Annotated in this window: 24 protein-coding genes and 2 tRNA genes; 17 read left to right on the forward strand and 9 right to left on the reverse strand. The window is 59.2% G+C overall.

The annotated features are described in order from the left end of the window. The first annotated feature begins 93 nt into the window (after positions 1-93). Both ACLEIV_RS13525 and ACLEIV_RS13530 read left to right on the forward strand, forming a co-directional pair. Positions 94-381, forward strand: coding sequence for a hypothetical protein (locus ACLEIV_RS13525; protein WP_410457165.1), 288 nt, complete (start codon positions 94-96; stop codon positions 379-381). Positions 382-679: 298 nt separating this feature from the next. Continuing rightward, positions 680-1,024: a hypothetical protein gene (locus ACLEIV_RS13530; RefSeq protein ID WP_410457166.1), complete on the forward strand. Its 345-nt coding sequence runs from the start codon at positions 680-682 to the stop codon at positions 1,022-1,024. 185 nt (positions 1,025-1,209) lie between these two features. On the opposite strand, the gene ACLEIV_RS13535 is transcribed toward ACLEIV_RS13530, so the two are convergent. Both ACLEIV_RS13535 and folD read right to left on the reverse strand, forming a co-directional pair. Next, positions 1,210-2,028 carry an ion transporter gene (locus tag ACLEIV_RS13535; protein WP_410457167.1) on the reverse strand — a complete coding sequence of 273 codons (819 nt, stop codon included), beginning with the start codon at positions 2,026-2,028 and terminating at the stop codon, positions 1,210-1,212. Between the two features lie 34 nt (positions 2,029-2,062). Beyond that, complete coding sequence (gene folD / locus ACLEIV_RS13540) at positions 2,063-2,920, reverse strand: bifunctional methylenetetrahydrofolate dehydrogenase/methenyltetrahydrofolate cyclohydrolase FolD (RefSeq protein ID WP_410457168.1); 858 nt, start codon at positions 2,918-2,920, stop codon at positions 2,063-2,065. A gap of 185 nt (positions 2,921-3,105) precedes the next feature. Between folD and ACLEIV_RS13545 the strand changes: the two genes are divergently transcribed. Further along, a tRNA-Arg gene (locus ACLEIV_RS13545) sits at positions 3,106-3,182 on the forward strand. Positions 3,183-3,188: 6 nt separating this feature from the next. After that, a tRNA-His gene (locus ACLEIV_RS13550) sits at positions 3,189-3,264 on the forward strand. 359 nt (positions 3,265-3,623) lie between these two features. On the opposite strand, the gene ACLEIV_RS13555 is transcribed toward ACLEIV_RS13550, so the two are convergent. From ACLEIV_RS13555 to pspA, 6 genes are all read right to left on the reverse strand, one after another. Beyond that, positions 3,624-3,911 (reverse strand): hypothetical protein, encoded by a 288-nt coding sequence (locus tag ACLEIV_RS13555; protein WP_410457169.1) that lies wholly within the window; start codon positions 3,909-3,911, stop codon positions 3,624-3,626. Between the two features lie 126 nt (positions 3,912-4,037). Beyond that, a complete protein-coding gene (locus ACLEIV_RS13560) occupies positions 4,038-5,051 on the reverse strand; it encodes a YcjF family protein (protein WP_410457170.1) in 1,014 nt (337 codons plus the stop codon). Beyond that, positions 5,048-6,466 carry a YcjX family GTP-binding protein gene (locus tag ACLEIV_RS13565; RefSeq protein WP_410457171.1) on the reverse strand — a complete coding sequence of 473 codons (1,419 nt, stop codon included), beginning with the start codon at positions 6,464-6,466 and terminating at the stop codon, positions 5,048-5,050. The genes ACLEIV_RS13560 and ACLEIV_RS13565 overlap by 4 nt, the downstream gene beginning before the upstream one ends. Next, positions 6,463-6,852, reverse strand: a complete 390-nt coding sequence (gene pspC / locus ACLEIV_RS13570) for an envelope stress response membrane protein PspC (RefSeq protein ID WP_410457172.1) — start codon at positions 6,850-6,852, stop codon at positions 6,463-6,465. The genes ACLEIV_RS13565 and pspC overlap by 4 nt, the downstream gene beginning before the upstream one ends. Beyond that, complete coding sequence (gene pspB / locus ACLEIV_RS13575) at positions 6,837-7,070, reverse strand: envelope stress response membrane protein PspB (RefSeq protein WP_410457173.1); 234 nt, start codon at positions 7,068-7,070, stop codon at positions 6,837-6,839. The genes pspC and pspB overlap by 16 nt, the downstream gene beginning before the upstream one ends. Continuing rightward, entirely contained in the window at positions 7,070-7,735 is a 666-nt protein-coding gene (gene pspA / locus ACLEIV_RS13580) for a phage shock protein PspA (protein ID WP_410457174.1), read from the reverse strand. Before pspA ends, pspB begins: the two co-directional genes overlap by 1 nt. 206 nt (positions 7,736-7,941) lie before the next feature. Between pspA and pspF the strand changes: the two genes are divergently transcribed. Genes pspF through ACLEIV_RS13610 form a run of 6 tightly spaced genes read left to right on the forward strand, consistent with a single transcriptional unit; the run spans position 7,942 to position 14,193 of the window. Further along, positions 7,942-8,943 carry a phage shock protein operon transcriptional activator gene (gene pspF / locus ACLEIV_RS13585; protein ID WP_410457175.1) on the forward strand — a complete coding sequence of 334 codons (1,002 nt, stop codon included), beginning with the start codon at positions 7,942-7,944 and terminating at the stop codon, positions 8,941-8,943. Positions 8,944-8,945: 2 nt separating this feature from the next. Further along, on the forward strand, positions 8,946-10,547 hold the full coding sequence (gene sapA, locus ACLEIV_RS13590; RefSeq protein WP_410457176.1) for an ABC transporter substrate-binding protein SapA: 1,602 nt from the start codon (positions 8,946-8,948) through the stop codon (positions 10,545-10,547). A gap of 2 nt (positions 10,548-10,549) precedes the next feature. Continuing rightward, positions 10,550-11,512 carry an ABC transporter permease gene (locus ACLEIV_RS13595; protein ID WP_410457177.1) on the forward strand — a complete coding sequence of 321 codons (963 nt, stop codon included), beginning with the start codon at positions 10,550-10,552 and terminating at the stop codon, positions 11,510-11,512. Then, positions 11,496-12,389, forward strand: a complete 894-nt coding sequence (locus ACLEIV_RS13600) for an ABC transporter permease subunit (protein ID WP_410457178.1) — start codon at positions 11,496-11,498, stop codon at positions 12,387-12,389. The genes ACLEIV_RS13595 and ACLEIV_RS13600 overlap by 17 nt, the downstream gene beginning before the upstream one ends. Further along, positions 12,389-13,390: a peptide ABC transporter ATP-binding protein gene (locus ACLEIV_RS13605; RefSeq protein WP_410457179.1), complete on the forward strand. Its 1,002-nt coding sequence runs from the start codon at positions 12,389-12,391 to the stop codon at positions 13,388-13,390. Before ACLEIV_RS13600 ends, ACLEIV_RS13605 begins: the two co-directional genes overlap by 1 nt. Next, positions 13,387-14,193 (forward strand): peptide ABC transporter ATP-binding protein, encoded by an 807-nt coding sequence (locus ACLEIV_RS13610; protein WP_410457180.1) that lies wholly within the window; start codon positions 13,387-13,389, stop codon positions 14,191-14,193. The genes ACLEIV_RS13605 and ACLEIV_RS13610 overlap by 4 nt, the downstream gene beginning before the upstream one ends. A gap of 169 nt (positions 14,194-14,362) precedes the next feature. Here the strand turns inward: ACLEIV_RS13610 and miaE are convergent, their stop codons facing one another. After that, positions 14,363-15,139, reverse strand: a complete 777-nt coding sequence (gene miaE, locus ACLEIV_RS13615) for a tRNA isopentenyl-2-thiomethyl-A-37 hydroxylase MiaE (RefSeq protein WP_410457181.1) — start codon at positions 15,137-15,139, stop codon at positions 14,363-14,365. Between the two features lie 275 nt (positions 15,140-15,414). Here miaE and rbsD point away from each other — a divergent pair, with 275 nt between their 5' ends. From rbsD to ACLEIV_RS13650, 7 genes are all read left to right on the forward strand, one after another. Further along, positions 15,415-15,834, forward strand: coding sequence for a D-ribose pyranase (gene rbsD, locus ACLEIV_RS13620; RefSeq protein WP_410457182.1), 420 nt, complete (start codon positions 15,415-15,417; stop codon positions 15,832-15,834). A gap of 7 nt (positions 15,835-15,841) precedes the next feature. Continuing rightward, positions 15,842-17,344 (forward strand): ribose ABC transporter ATP-binding protein RbsA, encoded by a 1,503-nt coding sequence (gene rbsA, locus ACLEIV_RS13625; protein WP_410457183.1) that lies wholly within the window; start codon positions 15,842-15,844, stop codon positions 17,342-17,344. Continuing rightward, positions 17,341-18,306 (forward strand): ribose ABC transporter permease, encoded by a 966-nt coding sequence (gene rbsC, locus ACLEIV_RS13630; protein ID WP_410457184.1) that lies wholly within the window; start codon positions 17,341-17,343, stop codon positions 18,304-18,306. Before rbsA ends, rbsC begins: the two co-directional genes overlap by 4 nt. Before the next feature lie 347 nt (positions 18,307-18,653). After that, positions 18,654-19,535: a ribose ABC transporter substrate-binding protein RbsB gene (gene rbsB, locus ACLEIV_RS13635; protein ID WP_410457185.1), complete on the forward strand. Its 882-nt coding sequence runs from the start codon at positions 18,654-18,656 to the stop codon at positions 19,533-19,535. Positions 19,536-19,816: 281 nt separating this feature from the next. Continuing rightward, positions 19,817-20,728: a ribokinase gene (rbsK, locus tag ACLEIV_RS13640; RefSeq protein WP_410457186.1), complete on the forward strand. Its 912-nt coding sequence runs from the start codon at positions 19,817-19,819 to the stop codon at positions 20,726-20,728. Further along, the gene (locus ACLEIV_RS13645; RefSeq protein ID WP_410457187.1) at positions 20,728-21,729 is read left to right on the forward strand and encodes a substrate-binding domain-containing protein; all 1,002 of its coding nucleotides are present in this window, start codon (positions 20,728-20,730) and stop codon (positions 21,727-21,729) included. The genes rbsK and ACLEIV_RS13645 overlap by 1 nt, the downstream gene beginning before the upstream one ends. A 118-nt stretch (positions 21,730-21,847) precedes the next feature. Next, positions 21,848-22,384: a septation protein A gene (locus ACLEIV_RS13650; RefSeq protein ID WP_410457188.1), complete on the forward strand. Its 537-nt coding sequence runs from the start codon at positions 21,848-21,850 to the stop codon at positions 22,382-22,384. The last annotated feature ends 51 nt before the right edge of the window (positions 22,385-22,435 follow it).

Here is a 22,435-nt window from a genome sequence, read left to right on the forward strand (position 1 = left end):
ATTGAAAAAATCATCATGGGCGCCATCATTGGCGCCCTGTTTTTTTGACCGGCTATTTAACGGCCAACATCGACCCTTTCAAGGAGCCTTGCCATGCGTATATTTATTCCCGCCGTTTTACTGACCGCTCTGCTAGGCATGACCGGCTGTGAGCCTGAAGGGCCGGCGCGTGATATTGGCGACAACATCGATCAGGTGCTGGATAACGCCGTCTCATCCTCGGCACCCCAACAGTATGAAACCGTGGCGCCCACCAGTGCGCCCGAACCTGAAGTGATTGAACAGCAGAAAGAACAGCTGCAGCATGCGGCGGAAGAGGCTTCCCAGGAAGCCCAGGAGCGGCTGGACGAAATTCTGGAAAACACCCTGGAACAGCCATAACCTCCGCGCCGCAGCAGGACCCGTCTGGTTCGCTGCGGCCCGAATCCCACCACATAGCCTCTTTTTTAGGCGTCAGATGACAGCCCCCGTCATATCTGGCGCTGCCCTCCCCGCTCCGTTTACGTCATTCTGGTTCGCAAGCTGTCATTACCAATTGATTTTCATGGTTATTTTTAAATAATCCTGAATTTTTAAATCCTTGACCACCTGTTGTTTCATCACCGTCTGCGCTATTACTAGTAAGGTAAAACACAACAGCGGCCACCGGCCGAAAACTATCCCCAGCGAGGAGCAGAAAATGAAGAAATCATGGCTTAACATATTATTACTGACTTCTGTTGCCACCTTTGGCCTGGCTGCCTGTGATAACAAGGGAGACGCAGAACAAGCGGGTGAAAAGATGGATGAAGCCATCGAAAACGTACAGGAGCAGAGTCAGGAAACAGCTGACGAAGCACAAGAAGCTCTGGGTATTGAAGAACAGGGCACCATGGAAAAAATGGGCGAGCAGCTGGATGAAGCCGCCAAAAACGTCAAAGATGCCGCCAGCGAACAGGCAGCAGAGATGGAACAAGCCATGGATGACGCCGCCGCCGAAGCCGATCGCAAGCTGGATGCGCTGATGGAAGACACCGAAGAGTAATCTGTCGACACAGCGTCATGAATAAAGGGAGCCTCGGCTCCCTTTATTCATGACGAGGCCTTTGTAGCCCAGACTCCAGCGGCAACACAGCCGCCCCCCTCGACACGCTGCGAGTCGAGGGAGCAGCTTCCTTTGTCCGACCTTATACAGAAATGAAATGGATCCTTTTTGTAATCGGATAGCTATTACTCCTGCGGTGGCTCCATTTCTCCCCCGCAATATTTGCAATAACCGGCATCCCTGTCGTGTCCGCCTTTGTCACACTGGGGACAGTGGCGATGTTCGTATTCCCGCCGCATTTCCCGCCCCAGCTCGGCACTGAGAATACCGGTGGGAACCGCAATAATGGCGTAGCCCATCAGCATGGTGACGGCGGCAATGGCCTGACCCAGGGGGGTTTGCGGGGTGATGTCGCCAAAACCGACGGTGGTGATGGTGACAATGGCCCAGTAAATACTGATGGGGATACTGGTAAAACCGTTTTCCGGCCCTTCCACCACGTAAAGCAGCGAGCCGAACAGGGTCACCAGGATAAAGAGGCTGCTGAAGAACACCAGTATCTTGCGCCGGCTCTGATTGAGGGAGCGCAACAACACATTGGCTTCGTTGACATAACGCATCAGCTTGAGAATGCGGAAAATACGCAATACCCGCAACAAACGGATGATCATCAGGAAACTGGCGCCGGGAAGAAAAATAGCCAGATAGCTCGGCATCACCGCCAGCAAGTCGATAATGCCGTAAAAACTTCTGACGTAGGCGAGCCGGTTCTGGGAGCAATAGACCCGTACGCCGTATTCAATGGTAAAGGCCAGCGTAAAGGCCCATTCCAGCCCATACAGCATGGTGCCGTATTGCTCCCGAACCGAACTTATCGAGTCCAGCAGCAAGACGGTGATGGACAGCAGTATGGTGACGATAAGGGCAATATCGAAACGGCGACCCGCCGGGGTTTCCGTGCCGAAAATTACCGTGTAGAGCACATCCTTGTCGGGCCACTGCATCGGCTGTCCTTACTGACTGTTTTATTAATGGTGTTTACTGATCGTGATAACGCTCGCAGGCGATCAAGGTGTTTTCAATCAGGGAGGCCACCGTCATCGGACCCACGCCGCCGGGCACGGGAGTAATATAGGAAGCCCGTTCGGCGGCCACCGTATATTCCACATCCCCCACCAGACGGCCATCGTCCAGCCGGTTGATGCCCACATCGATCACCACGGCACCGGGTTTGATCCAGTCACCAGGAATAAAGTGCGGCTTGCCCACCGCCACCACCAGCAGATCGGCCCTTTCCACCTGCGCCTTGAGATCTTCGGTGAAGCGGTGGCAGGTGGTGGTGGTGCAACCGGCCAGCAGCAGCTCCAGCGTCATGGGACGACCGACGATATTGGACGCGCCCACCACCACGGCATTGAGGCCATGGGTCTTGATATGACTACGCTCCAGCAGGGTAATGATGCCCTTGGGGGTACAGGGCCGCAGCGCCGGAATGCGTTGAGCCAGGCGACCGATATTATAGGGATGAAAGCCGTCCACATCTTTGTGCGGATGAATGTGCTCTATCACCGGGGTGCTGTCGATATGCGCCGGCAGCGGCAGTTGCACCAGAATGCCGTCTATGGTGGCATCCTGGTTCAGCTCATCAATCAGTTCCAGCAGTTGCTGCTCTGTGGTTTCCTTGGGTAAATCGTAAGACTTGGAAATAAACCCGACCTCTTCGCAGGCCCGGCGCTTGCTGCCGACATAGACCTGGGAAGCCGGATTGGCACCGACCAGTATCACCGCCAGACCCGGCGCGCGTTTGCCTGCACGGATTCGTTCGGCCACTCGTTCGGCTACCTGGCTGCGTACCGCCTGTGCAATCGCTTTTCCATCGATTATTTGAGCTGACATCTGCGTTGATTCTCACCTTTATAAACCTGCGGCAATTGTCGCATCTTTTCCCGGCTTTGATAAGCAAGCGCCAGCGGCTTTCGCTCGGTAAGCCCTGTCGGATAAAGCCGTTGACCGCCGCAAGGCAAATAGGTATCATCCCGCCCCGTTACGCCGCAGCCTTGCTGCAGTGTAACGTCTGAAAAGCGCCCTTAGCTCAGCTGGATAGAGCACCCGCCTTCTAAGCGGGTGGTCGCAGGTTCGAGTCCTGCAGGGCGCGCCATCTTTGGTGACCGTAGCTCAGTTGGTAGAGTCCCGGATTGTGATTCCGGTTGTCGCGGGTTCGAGCCCCGTCGGTCACCCCAGTTTCCAGACTGCAATACCGCCCCCAGCCTCCAGGCTAATTTCCTCTGAAATACCCCATTGATTCCAAATCGTCACCAAAAATACCGACTTTCGTCGGCGTTACTGCTGCTCCTGCCATATCAATGACATTGAGTATCTGATCAGATTGAGCCCTCAGACCAGAGGCAACACAGCCGCCTCCCACGACACGCCACTGGTAAATGACACTCACCGTTGCAGCCTACTGAGAACATTCACTGGATGTTCGCAGCGGTGAGTGTCATTCGCCTGCAGCGCGTCGGCGGAGCGGGCCCTTGGTCCGATTTTTATATTGAAATGCAATAGATCATTTGTTGAACGGGATCGATATGAAGCGTTCTTAATCTAGCAGCGACTGGGCTATCTGCTGCCATTCTTCCCGGGTAGTGCAGCCGGGCCGCTGCTTCCTTGCGCGTCCATACCAGTAGTCGGCATTCCAGAGTACGCCTTCCACATGATGCAGGTAGGCGTGAACCCAGGCAGAGGGCTGGTCGCTGTTGTCACGTACCTGATCATGCGCGGCCTCCCACTGATCATTGGCTTCCAGCCACAAGGCGGTGAGGGCCGCAGACAGCCCCTGCGGCGGTGTCGGCTGGCTGAGTGAGGCATGAAATTCTTTAAAGTTCATAGTCGTGTCTACCGTGCTGTTTTCTGAGGAGAGATGGAGAGTCAACAGACCCCGGATCCTACCATAGGAGGACCACAGGGCTCGTATCGGGTGTAATCTTTGTCGCATAACTGAATGAATACCGCCTTATTGTCCACTGCTGGTCATCAAGCGGGCTACCTTGTCGACCAGCGCACGGCGAATGCCGCCCAGCTGTTTTTTCTCGTCTCCCTGCCAGGGCACGGGCCGGCACAGGCTCATGGTCTGCAGCCCGAGGCGAGCGGTGAGCAAACCGGCTCCCACACCCTGCCCGGCCCGGGCCGACAAGCGCCCGGCCAGCTCCAGACCCAGCAAGTCCATACCGGCGTCGATGGCCGCTTCCGATACCCCGACATACAGCATGTGATGCAGCACCTGACGGATCAGTCGCAGTCGGCTCAGTCCGCCCAGACGGATGCCGTAACACTGGCTGATGTCTTCAATCATCTTCAGGTTGCGCCACAACACCAGCAGCATGTCTACCGCCGCCAGAGGGCTGGCCGCCACCATCACCGCCGCCTCGCCAGACCATTTAAGCACCCGGGCCCGGGCCTGCCGATCCTGCACGCTCAGCACCTGCCGGCTGTAAAGTGTAAGCACTTCGGCGTCCTGCTCCTGATCGGTCAGACCCTGCTGCCAGTCCTGATAGGCATCGGAGCTATCCAGGCCGCTGCCCGCGGCCAGTTGTTCGCAGAATGACCGGGCCTGACCGCTGCCCTGCTCCGCCAGCAACAGTTCGGCGCGGGCCTGCTGACGCGACACCCGATCCAGGGTGCGTAGCAACCGTAACTCTCGCCACAAGCGGCCCAGGGCCGCCAGCGCCAGCAGTATGATGGTCAGACTCCAGGCCATGCCGAGCAAACGGTTGTCCTGCCAGGTCTGCCACAAACCGAGGGCGGAATGCACCAGCAATAAGGTCAGCAACAAGCCGATACCGCTCCACCACAGCCAGTGCCGACGACCGGGCCGCAGGCTTTCGGCAGGCATCGGCTCCGGGGTCTCGTCCAGGGCGATAAAATCGTCCTGCTCCAGTTGCTGGCCGGGCCGCAGCGGGGCGGGTTCCGGTGGCTGCTGCGATGGCTTCAGCGGTTGATCCAGGATCACCTTGCCTTTTAAACTCACAATAATTTGTCTCCCAACAGGAAAGCCAGCGCCTGATCCAGGCGCAAATGGGGCAGCGGTTGTTCCGGCTGCCATTCGGGCGGGGCGAACTCGGTAAAATCGAATCCCTGCCGCTGCCAGAAAGCCGTTTCGGGTAACGACTCGGGAACCTCTCCCGGATACAGGGCCACCGCTTCCAGGTTATCCAGTCGCCGGCCCTGCAGCGCCGGTATGGCCTCGCCTTTGTGGCAGACCTGCCCACTGCTGGTAGCGCGAATGGCCGCCAGCGCCAGGGTGTGGATATCGATGCCGGACAAGCGGGCATGCCGATGGCCGCCCCGCACCAGAGTGCCGAGCAGGGTAGCCAGTCGACCGTGCTGATCCGGCGTCAGATGATCGGCCTTGGTGGCGGCAAACAGCAGCTTGTCGATGCGTGGAGAAAACAACCGCTGCCACCAGCCGCTTTTGCCGTACTCGAAACTCTGCAGTATGGCGTTCAGCGCCCGGCGCAGGTCGGCAAAGCTGTCGGGGCCGCGGTTGAGTGGCGTCAGACAGTCCACCAGTACTATCTGACGGTCGAAGCCGGCGAAGAAATTCTTGTAAAAACCCTGCACCAGGTGCTTTTTGTAATGCTCGAAGCGTGCCGCCATCATGCCGTAATGCTGGCTGTCATTCAGCCCGTTCGGCACCTCACCCCATACCCAGGGTACAAACTGCAGCATGGGGGCATCCCGGTATTCGCCCGGCAGAACGAAGCGGCCCGGTTGCACCAGATAGGCACCGCACTCGCGCTTGATGTCGTGTAGCCACTGGGTATAGGCCGCCGCCAGCGGCGCCAGCCTGGCATCGTCGGCAGGGCTGCCGGCAGCAAGTAAGGATCCGGCTTGCACCCAGGGCGTGGCCCGCCCGCCCAGCGCCGGGGTCTGCAGCAACTGGCGCTGCTGATCGCTCCACTGGGCATAGCTCATGCCCAGCAACGGCAGGTCCAGCAGCCATTCGCCGGGATAATCGACAATTTCCAGGTACAGGGTGGCGGTGTCCTGCAGCTTGCGCTTGAGCCGGTTTTTGGGCCGGTAGCGGATGGCGAGGGTGATTTCGCTGATTCCCCGGGTCGGCTCGGGCCAGCAGGGTGGCGTCGCCGACAACTGATTCAGCGCCGCCTCGTAACCGAAGGCCGGTACATGATGATGTCGGCTGGGTACCCGCTGAATGCCAAGCAGCCGCCCCTCCGCCGCCGGGGACCAATGCGGAAGCCGGGCATCGAGCCCGGCGTGTTCCAGCTGGTTAACCAGGCTGGTGATAAAGGCGGTCTTGCCGCTGCGGCTCAGCCCCGTCACCGCCAGCCGCAGCCGTTGATCCAGCCCCCGCTGCACCCAGGCTCCGGCCCTGTTGCGCCATTGAAAATTACGCCACTGATCCAGCGGAGCCTTGCTCATTTGTTTTTACTCAGATCATTGAATTCCCGTCGCAATCGAAATTCCCGCGAAGTCAGCAGTTGTTCCATTTTTGCCACCCGTCCATTCAGCTGCTGCAACCGACTGTCCAGACGAGTCAGCGCCTCTTGCGGCGACAAGCCAGACTGCCAGCCGGCGGTTTTGACATGAGACTGCTCCGCCTCTTCCACCGCCGGCCTGTCTTCCAGCAGCAGCCAGGCGGCAATATAAAGCACAAAGGTCAGAAAACTGGCAAACACCAGCCCGGTGAGCGCCAGCACCCGTACCAGCCAGGGCTCGACCTCTGCCTTGCGGGCAATGCCGGCACAGACGCCGCCGAGTTTGCCGTTGCGCTTGTCGCGATACAGATTTATCAAGGTTGACGCCATCCGGGAACCTCCTGATCCAGCAGCCGCTCCAGGGTGGTGACCCGCTCGGCCAGTTGTTCGGTTTGATTCAGGCTCTGCTCCAGGCGTTGACGGGCGGTTTCGCCCAGTCCTTCATCGAGCCGGCGCTTGCTGCGATAATGCAGTACCAGCCAGATAGGCACCACCAGAAACAGAAAGATATTCAGGGGGGCCACCAGGGCCCAGGCCAACTCCGACATCAGTGCTCCTCACTCTTGTTCATTTTGGCTTTCAGCTTGTCCAGCTCACGATTGATGGCGTCATCCACCTCCAGCTCGGCAAAAGACTGCTCCAGCCCCTTGCTCTGGCTGTACAAGTCTGCCCGCGCTTCCAGCTCGTCTATTTTACGCTCCATACGATCGAACTTGTCGACCGACGAGGCAGTTTCACTGTGGCGTACCCGCTCCTGCACCTTGATGCGGCTCTGGGCACTGCGTTCGCGTAACTGCATCGCCTGCTGGCGTGAACGGGCGTCGACCAGCTTGGCTTCCAGGGCGCCGATGGCCTCCGACAGCTTGTTGATACCTTCTGTCACCGCCTCGTGTTCATGCTCCAGGGCCTTGAGCAGCTTGCTCTGCTTGTTTTTTTCCAGCAGGGCGGCCCGAGCCAGATCGTCACGCTCGCGGCTCAGCGCCAGCTCGGCCTTGCCCTGCCACTCGGCCACCCGCTCCCGGTGGCGTTCAATCTGACGCAGCACGTCTTTCTTCTCGGCCAGAAAGCGGGCCAGATTGGAACGCTCACGCACCAGCTCGTCTTCCATTTCCTGGATGATGAGCCGTACCATCTTGGGCGGATCCTCGGCCTTGTCCAGCAGGGAGTTGAGGTTGGCGTTGATGATGTCCGCCAGTCGGGAAAATATGCTCATGGTACTGTCTCCTCGATACAGGGTAAGAGGGCCGCAGTCTCGCTACGCGCTCCACTTACCTACACAATACAAGTTATATGCCAAGCTGATAGAAACCACTAATCATTTGAAATATAGATAAAAACAATCATCTGGCTGTACGGAGACATTGGCCGACCTCGGTTAATAAGACTATTATCTAGCAAATTTCGCCACCCTGGTGTGTCATGACAGACAATGAGCTAATCGGTCAGTCCAATGCCCTGCTATCGATACTGGAGCAGGTTTCTCTGCTGGCGCCGCTGAACAAACCGATACTGGTGGTAGGCGAGCGCGGCACCGGCAAGGAGTTGATCGCCCACCGGCTGCATTATCTGTCGCCCCGCTGGCAGCAACCCTTTATTTCCCTCAACTGCGCCACCCTCGCCGAAACCCTGCTGGAAAGCGAGCTGTTCGGCCACGAGGCCGGCGCCTTTACCGGCGCACAGAAACGCCATCAGGGCCGCTTCGAACGCGCCGACGGCGGCACCCTGTTTCTCGACGAGCTGGCCAGCACCAGCCCCCGGGTGCAGGAAAAGCTGCTGAGGGTTATCGAATACGGTGAATTCGAGCGGGTCGGCGGCAGCCAGCCGATCCGGGTCGACGTACGACTGGTCTGCGCCAGCAACCAGGATCTGCCGGGATTGGCCCAAAAAGGGGATTTCAGGGCCGATCTGCTTGATAGACTGGCCTTCGATGTGGTTACATTGCCGCCCCTGCGGGCCCGGGATGACGACATTGTGCGCCTGGCCGAGCATTTTGCCGTTGCGTTGTGCATGGAGCTGGGCTGGCCGCTGTTTGCCGGTTTCAGCCCGGTAGTCCGTCGGCAACTGCTGACCCACCCCTGGCCGGGTAATGTGCGGGAACTCAAAAACGTGATTGAGCGCAGCCTCTATCATCATGGCCGGCCGGAAGTGGCACTGAGCGAGCTGTATCTGGATCCCTTCGCCTCGCCCTGGCGCCCGGTAACGAATACCCGGAGCAGTACCGATACCAGGCTGCCACTCGATTTCAAGGCACACCTGGCCCGGGAAGAAACCCGGCTGCTCGGGCTCGCCCTGGAGCAGGCCCGTTATAATCAGCGTCAGGCGGCCGAACTGCTGGGCCTGAGTTATCATCAGCTGCGTGGCTTGCTGCGTAAATATGCCTCCCTGCTTCCAATCGGCGGGCAGGAAGACCTCAAGGATTAAGCATGCGTTTATGGCTCTGGAGCCTGCTGACTACCCTGCTACTGACAGGATGTGACGGCGGCAACCGACAACTGGCACAGGAAAGTCTGCTCTATTGTATAGAAGGGACGCCGCTCACCTTTAATCCGCAACTGGTCACCTCCACCGAAACCCTGGACGCCACCGCCCATCAGCTCTACGACCGGCTGCTGGATATCGACCCGGACAGCCAGCAACCGATACCGGCGCTTGCCACCGAGTGGGAACGCAGCGACGACGGCCTGCGTTATCGTTTTACCCTGCGCCCCGGCGTGACTTTTCACAATACCGACTGGTTCAGCCCAAGCCGTCCTCTGACCGCGGAAGATGTGGTGTTCACCTTTGCCCGGCTTATCGACCCACAACACCCTTATCATGCGGTAAGCGGCGGTCGCTACCCGTTTTTCGACAGCATCGGCTGGCAGGAGCTGGTCAGCGAGGTACGTGCGCTGAACGAGCACCAGGTGGAGTTTGTGCTTACCCGCTCCAATGCCTCTTTTCTGACTAATCTGGCCACCGATTATGCGGTGATACTGTCGGCGGAATACGGAGCCCGGTTACTGGCGGCAGGCCAGCCGCAACGGCTCGATCAGCAACCGGTCGGTACCGGGCCCTTTCTGCTCAACCTGTACCGGCCCGACGAGTTTATCCGCTATCATCGCCACCCCAGCTACTGGCGCGGCAGCGCCCGGCTGGCTCAGCTGGTATTTGATATTACCCCCAAGTCGTCCAAGCGACTGGCCAAGCTGCTGACCGGCGAATGTGACGTCATGGCTCACCCGGCTACCAGTCAGCTGTCGGTGATCAAACAGCATCCCGAACTGGCACTGAGCCAGGCCACCGGCATGAATGTGGCTGTGCTGGCACTCAATACCCGGAAACCGCCGTTTAACGATATCCGGGTGCGCAAGGCATTGAGTCTGGCGCTGAACAGAACGGATATTCTGCAGGCCGTATATTTTGATATCGGCTCGCTTGCCGAGTCACTGCTGCCACCAGTGTCCTGGGGCCATGACCCCAATCTATTGATGCCGCTGCCGGATCAGGTCCGGGCCCGCTGGCTGCTGGCGCAAGCCGACCTGAGCGACGGCTTTAACATGACCCTGCTGGTGCCTTCCGGGGCCCGGACCTACAACCCGGACGGACTCAAGACCGGCCAACTGATCCAGCGCCGGCTGGCCGAACTGGGGATCAAGGTGAAACTGCTCAACCTGGAAGAGCAAATTCTGCGCCGGGAGCTACTGGAAGGTCACCAGGATGCGGTGCTGACCGGCTGGTCGGCCGATACCCCGGATCCGGATAACATGCTGCGCAACCTGCTCAGCTGCCAGGCCATTGCCGCCGGCACCAACGCCAGTCGCTGGTGTCATCCTCTGTTTGAACAACAACTGGATCTGGCGCTGACCGAGCCGCAGCTGGATAGCCGCATTGGTCATTATCAGCTGGCGCAACAGCTGGCCTATCAGGACATGCCGGTGATACCACTGGTACACAGCCAGCGACTACAGGCCTATCGTCAACAGGTCAAGGGACTGCGCCTGTTACCCTATGGCAGTGTCGCCTTTCATCAGGCCTACAAGGAGTAATCATGCTGCGTTATCTGCTGCGGCGTCTCAGCCTGCTGTTGACTACCCTCTTGATGCTGACTCTGGCCGCGTATGTGCTGGAGTTCAAGCTCCTGGAGGATGACCAGAACGACCTCATTACCGGTTACCTCGCCTTTCTGCAGCAACTGCTGGCCGGTGACTTCGGTATTTCCAGCGCCACCGGCCTGCCGGTGCTGGGGGCCCTCAGCCAGTATTTTCCCGCCACCCTGGAACTGTGCCTGGCCGCCTTTACCATTTCGTTGCTGGTGGGGGTACCCACAGGTACCCTGGCGGCCCTGCGCCAGGGCCGCTGGCAAGACACCCTGATCCTCACCGGTACCCTTATCGGCTATTCGGTACCCGTATTCTGGTTAGGCTTGTTGCTGGTGATGTTTTTCTCGCTCAATCTGGGCTGGTTGCCGGTATCGGGTCAGCTCAGTCTCTTGTACGAGGTAGACCAGGTGACCGGTATTATGACCATAGATACGCTGCTGACAGACAGTCGCTATCGCTGGCCGGCCTTTCTTGACGCACTCCGTCACCTGATACTGCCGGCACTGGTGCTGTCCATAGTGCCGACCACGGAGGTGATCCGCCAGACTCGCAGCGCCCTGCTGGAAGTGCTCAAGCAAAACTATATTCGCGCCGCTCTGACCAAGGGGCTGAGCGAAACCCAGGTCATACTACGCCACGGCCTGCGTAACGCCTTTCCCATGGCCATCCCTACCCTGGGGTTGCAGTTCGGTACCGTGCTGACTTCGGCCATGATGACCGAGATTGTGTTCGACTGGCCCGGTCTCGGCCGTTGGCTGGTGAGCAGTATCGCGCTGCAGGATTATGCCGCCATCAAGGGGGGCACCCTGGCCATCGCCACCTTTACCATAGTGGCCAGCTCCGCGGTGGAGGTGCTCTCCACCCTGATTTATCCCGCCAGAAGGAGGGCCGTTTATGCCAGGCAGGGCTAATATCTATCCGGAATTGCATGTGCGATCGCCGCGCGAGCAGGCGTGGGAGCTGTTTCGCAAGAATACCCTCGGCATGATTGGTCTCTGGGGGTTGGTGTTGCTGTCGCTGCTGACCTTGCTCGCCCCCTGGCTGGCGCCTTATGCCCCTTACGAGCAGTTCAGCCAGGCACTGCTGATGCCGCCATCCTGGGCCGACGACGGCAATATCGACTTTTTTCTCGGCACCGACGATCTGGGCCGCGACATGCTGTCAAGACTGGTGTTCGGTGCCCGCCTCACCTTCGGCAACGGCGTACTGGCGGTACTGATAGCGCTGCTGGCCGGTGGTTGCATCGGCATTGTCGGGGGCATGAGCAAGGGCTTCAAGGCCAGTATTCTCAATCACTTCCTCGATACATTACTGTCGATCCCCTCGCTGCTGCTGGCCATCATTTTCGTCGCCATTCTGGGCCCCGGACTGTTCAATACCCTTATCGCCATTACCCTGGCACTGATACCGCAGTTTACCCGCGCCATCTATAACGCCGTCTCCGACGAGATGCAGAAGGAATACGTTACCGCCCTGCGCCTCGATGGGGGGACCCGCTGGCGTATACTCCGGTTTGGCGTCTTGCCCAACCTAAACGACACCATCGTCAGTCAGACGACCCGCGGTCTGTCTTCCGCCATTCTGGATATTACCGCCGTGGGCTTTCTCGGCCTGGGCGCTCAACCGCCCCGCCCCGAATGGGGCGCCATGCTGTCGGACGCCATGGAACTGGTTTATCTGGCTCCCTGGACCGTTACCCTGCCGGGGCTGGCCATACTGCTGTCGGTACTGGTGGTCAACATGGTCGGAGAAGGCTTGCGCCAGGCGATTAACGAGGTAATGGACTGATGCCACTGCTGGATATCCGTAATCTCACCATAGAGATAGAAACCCCCCAGGGGCTGGTCAAGGCGGTGGACAAACTCAGCCTGACCCTGGCCGACGGTGAAATTCGCGGTCTGGTGGGTGAGTCAGGCTCCGGCAAGAGCCTGGTGGCCGAGACCATAGTGGGCATCGCCAAGGACACCTGGCGGGTCACCGCCGATCGCATGTATCTCGACAATATCGATCTGCTCAGCCTGTCTCACAAGGAGCGGCGACGCATCATGGGGCGAGATATCGCCATGGTGTTTCAGGAGCCGTCCAGCTGCCTGGATCCGTCCGAACGCATCGGCGCCCAGCTGGAAGAGGCCATTCCCGCCCGCAGCTTTCAGGGCAAATGGTGGCAGCGCTGGCACTGGCGCCGCAAGCAGGCGACCGCTCTACTGCACCGGGTGGGTATTCGTGAGCCAAAAGTCGTGATGAATTCCTACCCTTACCAATTGTCCGAGGGGGTCTGCCAGAAGGTGATGATCGCCATGGCCATCGCCAACCAACCCAAACTGCTGGTGGCAGACGAACCCACCAATGCCATGGAAGCCTCCAATCAGGCCCAGATACTGCGGCTGCTGGAACGGGTCAACAAGCTCTCGGGCACCACCATACTGCTGATCAGCAACGATCTGACCACCTTTGCCCAACTGACCCACAACATTACCGTTATGTATTGCGGCCAGGCGGTGGAGTCCGGCACCCGGGAGCAGATCCTGACCCGGCCGCGCCACCCTTATACCGCCGCCCTGCTGCAGATGATGCCGGATCTGGACGGCAGTCTGCCGCACAAGTCCCGGCTCAACATACTGCCGGGGGTCATACCACCATTGCAAAGCCTGCCCATCGGTTGCCGGCTGGGTCCCCGCTGTCCCAAAGCCCAGAAGCAATGCGTGATAACGCCTCCTCTGGCCAAGATCAAGGGACAGACCTATTACTGCCACTTTCCGCTCAACATGCCAGAAGGTAAGTCCAAATGAGTCAGGTTCCACTGCTCAAGGTCGATAATCTCGGCAAGGTATTCGTGTCCCACAGCGGGCTGTTTCGCAGGGCCACCAAAGCCGCCTTCCACCCGCTGTCTTTTACCCTGGAACGGGGCCAGACCCTGGCGGTAATGGGCGACTCCGGATCGGGAAAAAGCTCTCTGGCCCGGGTGCTGGCCGGAGTTATGCCTCCCTCTCAGGGCAGCATTTACATCGATGGCGACAAAATAGAACCGGGCGACGACAAGAAACGCTGCCAGCTGTTACGCATGATTTTTCAGGATCCCAATACCTCGCTCAACCCCCGCAGCCGTATCGGCCAGATCCTGGAAACCCCGCTCATCCTCAATACCGAGCTGGATGCCGAGCAGCGACATGCCCTGGTGCTGGATACCCTGCGCATGGTGGGGCTGCTGCCGGACCACTATCACTTCTACCCGCAGATGATCTCCACCGGTCAAAAGCAACGGGTGGCGCTGGCCCGGGCGCTGATCCTTTCCCCCAAGATCATCGTGGCCGATGAGGCCATCTCCAATCTGGATATTTCGGTGCGCTCGCAGATCATCAACCTGCTGCTCAGCCTGCAGAGCCGGCTGGGCTTGTCTTATGTGCTGGTGGCCAACGATCTGGGTGTAGTACGCCATATCAGCGATCAGGTGATACTGATGCACGAAGGTTATGTCGTGGAAGCCGGCCCCACCCACAAGGTGCTGACCAACCCCCAGAGCGAACAAGGCCTGCGCCTGCTGCAGAATTATCATAACGAATACCGCTGGCATCACGGCAACTCGAAGCGCTGATAGCAGCCGAAGCACCTTGTCCACTTAGGACAAAGGGCGCCAGAGGCAACAGAGCCGCCTCTCTCGACACGCTACAGGAAGATGCTTGAGCAGGTCGTCGGAGCGGACCCTTTTTCCGACATTGATCTAGAAATTAAATAGATCATTTGTTGAATGTGATCGGTATTACTCAGCTACCGACAGGTACACCGCTGTGAAAACGCAGCTCCTCGTCGGGCGCCTGTATCAGCTCCGCCTCCCGGGCGCCGAAAAATGCAACCCGTTCATCGATATTCTGGCCACTGTAATCGGCGGCCAGGGTCAGGTAGTCCTGATAATGACGGGCCTCGGAGCGCAACAGAGACACATAGAAACGACTCAGCTCCTCGTCCAGGTGGGGCGCCAACCGGGCGAAACGCTCGCAGGAGCGGGCCTCGATATAGGCACCGATGATCAGCCGGTCGACGATGGCCGCCGGCTCATGGGTGCGCACGTGCTGCAACAGACCACGGGCGTAGCCGGATGCCGACAGTATGCTGTATTCGATGTCTCTGGTGGCCATGATTTCCAGCACCTGCTCGAAATGGTGCAATTCCTCCTGGATCAGGCGCACCATTTTCACCAGCAAACCGTTCTTGGCCAGCTCGTCGAACACCCGCCGGTTTTCATCCAACAAGGTCTGTTTGCCCAGCACTTCGCCTTTCTCCGGCAGGGCATCGAGCGTCTTGTAAAAGTCCAAGTTGGGCAATAACTTGCGTTTTTCTTTTGGCAGGCAATAACGGCGTACCAGGCTGTGGGCGCTCATCGCCGCCTTCATCTCGCAGTTGGCATGATCCACCAGCAACACGGACAGCCTCTCCGGCTTGCGCGCTTCGGCTATCCACTCATCGGGAGTCTCACACTGCAGGAAGGCATGAATAGGCGCCAATAACTGGCTAAGCTCGGAATTCAGTAAATGAGGGTGCAAAATAAATACCTGTACCAGGCCGGGCGGCGAGAGTCGATGTGATAGATGTGGCTATTTTATCAATTCGTGCAGTCAACGACAGCCCGAATCATGGTGCCGCCGACTATCCCGTCTGACGAGCCCGTTTCTGTGACTTGTCTCACACTTACCCTGCTGCACTCACACAAAAACCGGATTTGTTGTCTACAATTGGCCATCGAATCGATTGCGTAACCGTTTCGCTCATCATTACTGGTTAATTTAGGAGTCATTCAACTCCAAATCAAGGCGATACCGTGAAGAAAACCACCTTGCTTAACAGTCATTTATCCGCGCTGGTTGCCCGCGTCGGCCATACTGACGACATCGTGCTGGCCGATGCGGGCCTGCCTATTCCCGCCGGTCCCGAGCGTATCGATCTGGCGATCAGCCCCGGGCTGCCCGGCTTGCGGCCGGTGCTGACGGCGCTGCTGAGTGAACTGCAGCTGGAGTCCGTGGTACTGGCGGAAGAAATAAAAACCGTCAGCCCCGATCTGCACCGGCTATTGCTGAATCAGCTGGCCGAGGCCGCCGACGTCCAGGGCCGGGACATTGACGTGAGCTACATCAGCCACGCGGCATTCAAGCAGCAAAATGCCGGGGCTAGCGCCGTGGTTCGCACCGGTGAATGCACCCCTTACGCCAATATCATACTGCGCTGCGGCGTTCCTTTCTGAGGTGAGCATGGAACCCATACTGTCTCTATCCGGCATCGACAAGGCCTTTCCCGGCGTCAGGGCCCTGGATCAAGCCGGACTCAACGTGTATCCGGGCCAGGTCATGGCGCTGATGGGCGAGAATGGCGCCGGCAAGTCCACCATGATGAAGGTGTTGACCGGCATCTATCAGGCGGACGCCGGCGAGATCCGTTATCGTGGTCAGCCCTGCCGCTTCAAGGGTCCGCGCGACTCGCAACAGGCCGGCATTGGCATCATTCATCAGGAACTGAACCTGCTGGACGAGCTGACCATCGCCGAGAACATATTTCTCGGCCGCGAGCCGGTAAACGCCTTCGGCAAAATCGACTGGACCCGGCTCTACGCCGACGCACAGCTGCTGCTGGATCGGTTGCAGATCCGTCAGTCTCCCAGAACCCGGGTCGGTGATTTGAGTATCGGCGCCCAGCAGATGGTGGAAATCGCCAAGGCCCTGTCGTTCAAGGCCAATGTCATCATCATGGACGAGCCCACCGATGCACTGACCGATACCGAAACCCGGGCCCTGTTCCGGGTGATCGAAGAGCTGCGTGCCGATGGTTGCGGCATCGTCTATATCTCTCACCGGCTGAAGGAAATCTTCGAGATGTGTGGCCGGGTCACCATACTGCGCGATGGCAAGTGGATCGGCGAAGAAGCGGTCAGCGACATCGACGAAGACCGGCTAATCGAGATGATGGTCGGCCGCAAGCTGGACGAGCAATACCCGCGCGTTCGTGTCCCCCAGGGGCCGGAAGTGCTGAAGGTCGAAGGCCTGAGCGGCGCCGGGGTCAACGGCGTCAGCTTCAGCCTGCACGAGGGCGAAATCCTGGGGTTTTCCGGCCTGATGGGCGCCGGCCGCACCGAACTGGTCAAGACCCTGTACGGTGCCCTGCCCCGCACCGAAGGTCGGGTCTGGCTGGCGGGAAAACCCTATGCAGCCAGCAGCCCGCAACAGGGGCTGGCCGCCGGTATCGCCTATATTTCGGAAGACCGCAAGGGCGATGGGCTGGTGCTGGACCTGTCGGTCAAGGTCAACATGAGCCTGTCGGCGCTGGCCGATATGAGCCGCGGCCCCCAGCTCGATCACCGAGCCGAACGCGGCGCCGTGGACGAATTTATTTCGCTGTTCAAGATCCGCACCCCGGGCCGGGAACAGCTGATTGGCAACCTGTCGGGGGGTAACCAGCAGAAAGTGGCCATCGCCAAGGGACTGATGACCCGCCCGCGGGTATTGATCCTGGACGAGCCTACCCGCGGCGTCGACGTGGGTGCCAAGAAAGAAATCTATCAGCTGATCAACCGTTTCAAGCAGGAAGGCATGGCCATTATTCTGGTGTCGTCCGATATGCCGGAAGTAGTGGGGATCAGTGACCGTATCCTGGTGATGCACCAAGGCTGCATTGCCGGTGAATTCAACGCCACCACCGCGACCCAGGAACAACTGCTGGCCGCCGCCGTAGGTCAGACTCAACAAGAGGAAGATGCATGAACTCCCCCGCCCTAAACAGCCGCCGCTGGTTCAGCAAAGAATGGTTGATTGCCCAGAAATCGCTGATTGCCCTGCTGGTGCTGATCGCGGTGGTCTCTGCACTGAGCCCCAATTTTTTCACCGTCGACAACCTGCTCAACATACTGCGCCAGACCTCGGTCAACGCCATCATTGCCGTGGGCATGACCCTGGTGATCCTCACCGCCGGCATCGACCTCAGCGTGGGATCGGTACTGGCGCTGTGCGGCGCCTTTGCCGCCAGCATGGTGTCGATGGAGCTGTCCATTTTCATCACGCTGCCGGCGGTGCTGCTGGCCGGTTTTGTCCTGGGTGGCGTCAGCGGCATCATCGTCGCCAAGGGTCGGGTACAGGCCTTTATCGCCACCCTGGTCACCATGACCCTGCTGCGCGGCGTCACCATGGTCTATACCGATGGCCGCCCCATTTCCACCGGTTTTACCGATGCGGGTGATATCTTTGCCTGGTTCGGCACCGGCTACGTATTTGGCATTCCGGTACCGGTGTGGCTGATGGCCATGACCTTTCTCGGCGCCTGGTATCTGCTAAACCATACCCGTTTCGGCCGCTATATCTATGCGGTGGGCGGTAACGAAGCGGCGGCGCGGCTGTCGGGTATCAACGTCGCCCGGGTCAAAATGGGCGTTTATGCCATCTGCGGCATGCTGTCGGCGCTGGCGGCCATCATCGTCACCAGCCGTCTGTCATCGGCTCAACCGACCGCCGGCACCACCTACGAGCTGGATGCCATCGCCGCCGTGGTGCTGGGCGGCACCAGCCTGGCCGGCGGCAAGGGCGCCATCATGGGCACCCTGATCGGGGCGCTTATCATCGGCTTTCTGAACAATGCCCTCAACCTGCTGGATGTATCCTCCTACTATCAGATGATCGCCAAGGCCTCGGTGATTCTGCTGGCGGTACTGGTCGACAACAAACACAAGTAACTCTTGGTAACAACACAAGATTTGGCAATAAGAGGCTAACGACCTCTATGCATGGGAGGCGAATAAAGGGGAGCACTAAACCGACCGTGACATGCAATGGCCAACAAAAGCGCCTGCAATGTTGGCATTCCCGCCATCCCTGGCGGTCAGATGGCATGTCGAGCCCCCATGGGGCAGCTTGCTGCCATGTATCTTTGTTGGGTAATGGACCGAATATCCAGTGAATATTCGCAGCCGTTACCCAGCAAAGATGGCTAGCCCAGTGGCATGTCGGTGTAGTGGTCCCTTTGTTCGACCTTGTTAATATACAAACTAACGCTGTCTTTAACCCGAAAGGAAGCTGAATCATGAAAAAACTGACGTCCCTGCTCTCTGCCGCCCTGGTCAGCGCCACCATGAGCTCCGGCGCCTATGCCAAAGACACCCTGGCGCTGGTGATCTCGACCCTCAACAACCCCTTCTTCGTGACCATGAAGGAAGGCGCAGAGCAAAAAGCGGAAGAGCTTGGTTATAACCTGATAGTGCTGGACTCCCAGAACGACCCGGCCAAAGAGCTGGCCAACGTGGAAGATTTGAGCGTACGCGGCACCAGGGTGTTGCTGATCAACCCCACCGACTCCGATGCGGTGACCAACGCCATCCGCCTGGCCAACCGGGCCGGCTTGCCGGTACTGACCCTGGACAGGGCCGCCAACCGGGGTGAAGTGGTGTCTCATATCGCCTCCGACAACGTGGCCGGCGGCCAGATGGCCGGTGACTATATTGCCGAACAGGTCGGTGCCGACGCCAAGGTAATTCAACTGGAAGGCATTGCCGGCACCAGCGCCGCCCGTGAGCGCGGTAAAGGTTTCGCCCAGGCGGTAGACAAGCACGGCTTCGAGCTGATGGCCAGCCAGCCCGCAGACTTTGACCGCACCAAGGGTCTGAACGTGATGGAAAACCTGCTGACCGGTAACCCGGCGGTGCAGGCGGTCTTTGCCCAGAACGACGAAATGGCGCTGGGCGCCATGCGTGCACTGCAGGCGGCCAACAAGAAAGACGTGCTGATCGTCGGCTTTGACGGTACCGAAGACGGTATCAAGGCGGTACAGGGCGGTCGTCTGGCCGCCACCATCGCCCAGCAGCCGGATGCCATCGGCGCCATCGCCGTGGAAACGGCCGACAGGCTCCTGAAGGGTGAAACCGTGGCCAGCCATATTCCGGTCCCGCTGCAGGTGATCGGCGAGTAATATCAAACAGATTAAACAACTGATCTATTTGGTTGCTCTGCAAAGGTCGCTCAAAGGGCCAACTCCGCCGACACGCCGTGAATACGTTCATGTAGGCTGCAACGGTGAGTGTCATTTACCAGTGACGTGTCGAGGAAGACGGCTATGTTGCCTCTGGTCTGGTGCCTCAATATGACCAAATTATTACTGGGATGAGTATAAGGCTCAGGGTAAAAATAACAGGCGGGGGCTCTGTACTGTTAACGCAACCGGCCCCCGATTTAATGAACAAGGCAAACACCATGACATTAACCGTAGTTGGCAGTATCAATATCGATCATGTGATCCGCTTGCCGCAGTTTCCCCGCCCCGGTGAAACCCTGACCGGCAGCGACTATCGCATCGTGCCCGGTGGCAAGGGCGCCAATCAGGCGGTGGCCGCCGCCCGTGCCGGAGCGGCGACCCGCTTTATTGCCTGCGTGGGTGACGATGCCCTGGCCCAGAGCCTGGTCGACGGCTTTGCCGCCGACGGCATCGATATCGGCGCCATCGACCGCATTACCGGCATCAACACCGGGGTGGCACTTATCCAGGTGAATGCCGCAGGCGAGAACACCATCTCGCTCGCCGCCGGTGCCAACGGTCGTCTCACACCCGAGCAGCTGAACCGATACGGTGAAGGACTGAACTGCGAGCAGCTGCTGCTGCAGCTGGAGATACCTCTCGACACCAATATCGCCGCCGCCGGCCAGGCCAAGGCCCAGGGTGCCCGTGTGGTGCTCAACCCGGCCCCGGCTCAGGCACTGCCCGATGATCTGCTGTCACTGGTGGACTTGATTACCCCCAACGAAACCGAAGCCGAGCAGCTGACCGGGGTAGCGGTACACGACGAGGCGGACGCGGCGGCGGCGGCCCTGGTACTGCATGCCAAGGGCATCGCCACCGTTATCATCACTCTGGGTGCCCGGGGTGTCTGGCTGAGCGAACAAGGCAAGGGACGCGTGATCCCCGGCTTCAAGGTCAAGGCGGTCGACACCACGGCGGCGGGAGATACCTTCAACGGCGCCCTGCTGGCGGCATTGCAGCAACGGCAACCACTGGAGCAGGCGGTGCGCTTCGCCCAGGCGGCGGCAGCCCTGTCGGTGACCAAGCCCGGGGCCCAGACCTCGGTTCCCTACCTGGCCGAGATTAATGCCTTGCTGGAGTCCCGTTGATGGCGACAATCAAGGACGTGGCCCGACTGGCACAGGTGTCGACCTCCACCGTCAGCCATGTGCTGAACAAGACCCGCTTCGTCAGCCCCGAGATCACCTTTCGGGTCGAACAGGCCATCGACGAGCTCCACTATGCCCCCTCGGCGCTGGCGCGCAGCCTCAAGAGCAATGAAACCCGAACCCTGGGCATGCTGGTTACCGCCAGCGCCAACCCTTTCTTCGCCGAAGTGGTGCAGGGCGTAGAGCAACGCTGTTTCGAACTGGGCTACAGCCTGGCGCTGTGCAATACCCGGGGTGATAAAGAACGACTCAATGCCAGCATGGAAATGCTGCTGCAAAAGCGGGTGGACGGCATTATTCTGATGTGCACCCAGGTGCGTCTGGGCGCCGGGCTCTTCGACCGTTACCCCAGCGTGCCTCTGGTGCTGGCCGATTGGGGCCCCATGGACATGGAAGCGGATCTGATCCAGGACGGCGGCAAGCAAGGCGGTCGCCTGGCCACCGAACATCTGATAGGCCTCGGCCATCGTCACATCGGCTGCATCACGGGGCCACTGGGCAAGCGGGCGGCAGACGAACGGCTGGCGGGCTTCAAGACGGCGATGACCACGGCGGGGCTCCCCATACGTCCGGAATGGATAATTGAGGGCGACTTCGAGCTGGCCGGCGGCAACAGCGCCATGTCGGCTCTGCTCGCCCAAGCCGAACGCCCCACGGCGGTGTTCGCCGGTAACGACATGATGGCCATGGGTGCGCTTAGGGCCCTGGCCGATGCGGGTATCTCGGTGCCGCAGCAGATGTCGCTGGTAGGTTACGACAACATAGAACTGGCCCACTACCTGGTGCCGGCATTGACCACAATCGAACAACCCAAGGCCGGGTTGGGCGCCCTGACGGTGGATACCCTGCTGGCCCGCATCAAGGCTCCGGACAGTCCCCGCCGGGTGCTGACCCTGACGCCCGAACTGATCGTCAGAGGCAGCAGCCAGACACCTGTCTGATGGTATTAAACGGTACACGCCGTCTTTTTACTCGGGCACCCGCTACCAGCAATGTTTTGCCAGCCGCCGATGCTATGGGTAAACTGCTTTCATCTTTGTTGTACGGGTTCATCCTTCTATGAAGCAGTTTGCCGAGTTTATTCCCCTTATCATCTTCTTCGCGGTGTACAAGACCGTCGATATCTACGCGGCCACCGGCGCGCTGATGGCCGCGACCTGCATCCAGATGCTGGTGCACTGGCTGAAGCACAAGAAGCTGGAAAAAATGCACCTGTTCACCCTGGTACTGGTGCTGTTTTTTGGTGGCCTCACCATGTTTTTTCAGGATGATGCCTTCATCAAATGGAAGGTCACCGCGGTGAATGGTCTCTTTGCCATCGGACTGCTGGTAAGCCGTTACGGCTTCCGCAAAAACCTCATCAAGCAGATGCTGGGCAAGGAAATGACGGTGCCCGACGCCATCTGGGACAAGGCCAATCTGGCCTGGGTCGGCTTTTTCGGCTTCTGTGGCGCCCTCAATGTCTATGTAGCCTTCAATCTGCCTCAGGAAGTCTGGGTCAACTTCAAGGTCTTCGGCCTGTTGGGACTGACCCTGCTGTTTACCTTTGCCACCGCCATTTATCTCTACCGTCGGCAACAGACGCTGGAAAAATAATCCGTCATTATCGGTATCAACTGGGGAGGTGACGCGAGTGACCTCCCCCTT

Origin of the sequence: Oceanisphaera submarina, assembly GCF_046521305.1 — a bacterium.
GTDB lineage: Bacteria > Pseudomonadota > Gammaproteobacteria > Enterobacterales > Aeromonadaceae > Oceanimonas > Oceanimonas submarina.

What these genes read in the sequence shown, in the direction of transcription:
- ACLEIV_RS13525 (WP_410457165.1), top strand. Translation starts at nt 94, where the DNA reads ATGCGTATATTTATTCCCGCCGTTTTACTGACCGCTCTGCTAGGCATG.
- ACLEIV_RS13530 (WP_410457166.1), top strand. Translation starts at nt 680, where the DNA reads ATGAAGAAATCATGGCTTAACATATTATTACTGACTTCTGTTGCCACC.
- ACLEIV_RS13535 (WP_410457167.1), bottom strand. Translation starts at nt 2,028, where the DNA reads ATGCAGTGGCCCGACAAGGATGTGCTCTACACGGTAATTTTCGGCACG.
- folD (WP_410457168.1), bottom strand. Translation starts at nt 2,920, where the DNA reads ATGTCAGCTCAAATAATCGATGGAAAAGCGATTGCACAGGCGGTACGC.
- ACLEIV_RS13555 (WP_410457169.1), bottom strand. Translation starts at nt 3,911, where the DNA reads ATGAACTTTAAAGAATTTCATGCCTCACTCAGCCAGCCGACACCGCCG.
- ACLEIV_RS13565 (WP_410457171.1), bottom strand. Translation starts at nt 6,466, where the DNA reads ATGAGCAAGGCTCCGCTGGATCAGTGGCGTAATTTTCAATGGCGCAAC.
- pspC (WP_410457172.1), bottom strand. Translation starts at nt 6,852, where the DNA reads ATGGCGTCAACCTTGATAAATCTGTATCGCGACAAGCGCAACGGCAAA.
- pspB (WP_410457173.1), bottom strand. Translation starts at nt 7,070, where the DNA reads ATGTCGGAGTTGGCCTGGGCCCTGGTGGCCCCCCTGAATATCTTTCTG.
- pspA (WP_410457174.1), bottom strand. Translation starts at nt 7,735, where the DNA reads ATGAGCATATTTTCCCGACTGGCGGACATCATCAACGCCAACCTCAAC.
- pspF (WP_410457175.1), top strand. Translation starts at nt 7,942, where the DNA reads ATGACAGACAATGAGCTAATCGGTCAGTCCAATGCCCTGCTATCGATA.
- sapA (WP_410457176.1), top strand. Translation starts at nt 8,946, where the DNA reads ATGCGTTTATGGCTCTGGAGCCTGCTGACTACCCTGCTACTGACAGGA.
- ACLEIV_RS13595 (WP_410457177.1), top strand. Translation starts at nt 10,550, where the DNA reads ATGCTGCGTTATCTGCTGCGGCGTCTCAGCCTGCTGTTGACTACCCTC.
- ACLEIV_RS13600 (WP_410457178.1), top strand. Translation starts at nt 11,496, where the DNA reads ATGCCAGGCAGGGCTAATATCTATCCGGAATTGCATGTGCGATCGCCG.
- ACLEIV_RS13605 (WP_410457179.1), top strand. Translation starts at nt 12,389, where the DNA reads ATGCCACTGCTGGATATCCGTAATCTCACCATAGAGATAGAAACCCCC.
- ACLEIV_RS13610 (WP_410457180.1), top strand. Translation starts at nt 13,387, where the DNA reads ATGAGTCAGGTTCCACTGCTCAAGGTCGATAATCTCGGCAAGGTATTC.
- rbsA (WP_410457183.1), top strand. Translation starts at nt 15,842, where the DNA reads ATGGAACCCATACTGTCTCTATCCGGCATCGACAAGGCCTTTCCCGGC.
- rbsC (WP_410457184.1), top strand. Translation starts at nt 17,341, where the DNA reads ATGAACTCCCCCGCCCTAAACAGCCGCCGCTGGTTCAGCAAAGAATGG.
- rbsB (WP_410457185.1), top strand. Translation starts at nt 18,654, where the DNA reads ATGAAAAAACTGACGTCCCTGCTCTCTGCCGCCCTGGTCAGCGCCACC.
- rbsK (WP_410457186.1), top strand. Translation starts at nt 19,817, where the DNA reads ATGACATTAACCGTAGTTGGCAGTATCAATATCGATCATGTGATCCGC.
- ACLEIV_RS13645 (WP_410457187.1), top strand. Translation starts at nt 20,728, where the DNA reads ATGGCGACAATCAAGGACGTGGCCCGACTGGCACAGGTGTCGACCTCC.
- ACLEIV_RS13650 (WP_410457188.1), top strand. Translation starts at nt 21,848, where the DNA reads ATGAAGCAGTTTGCCGAGTTTATTCCCCTTATCATCTTCTTCGCGGTG.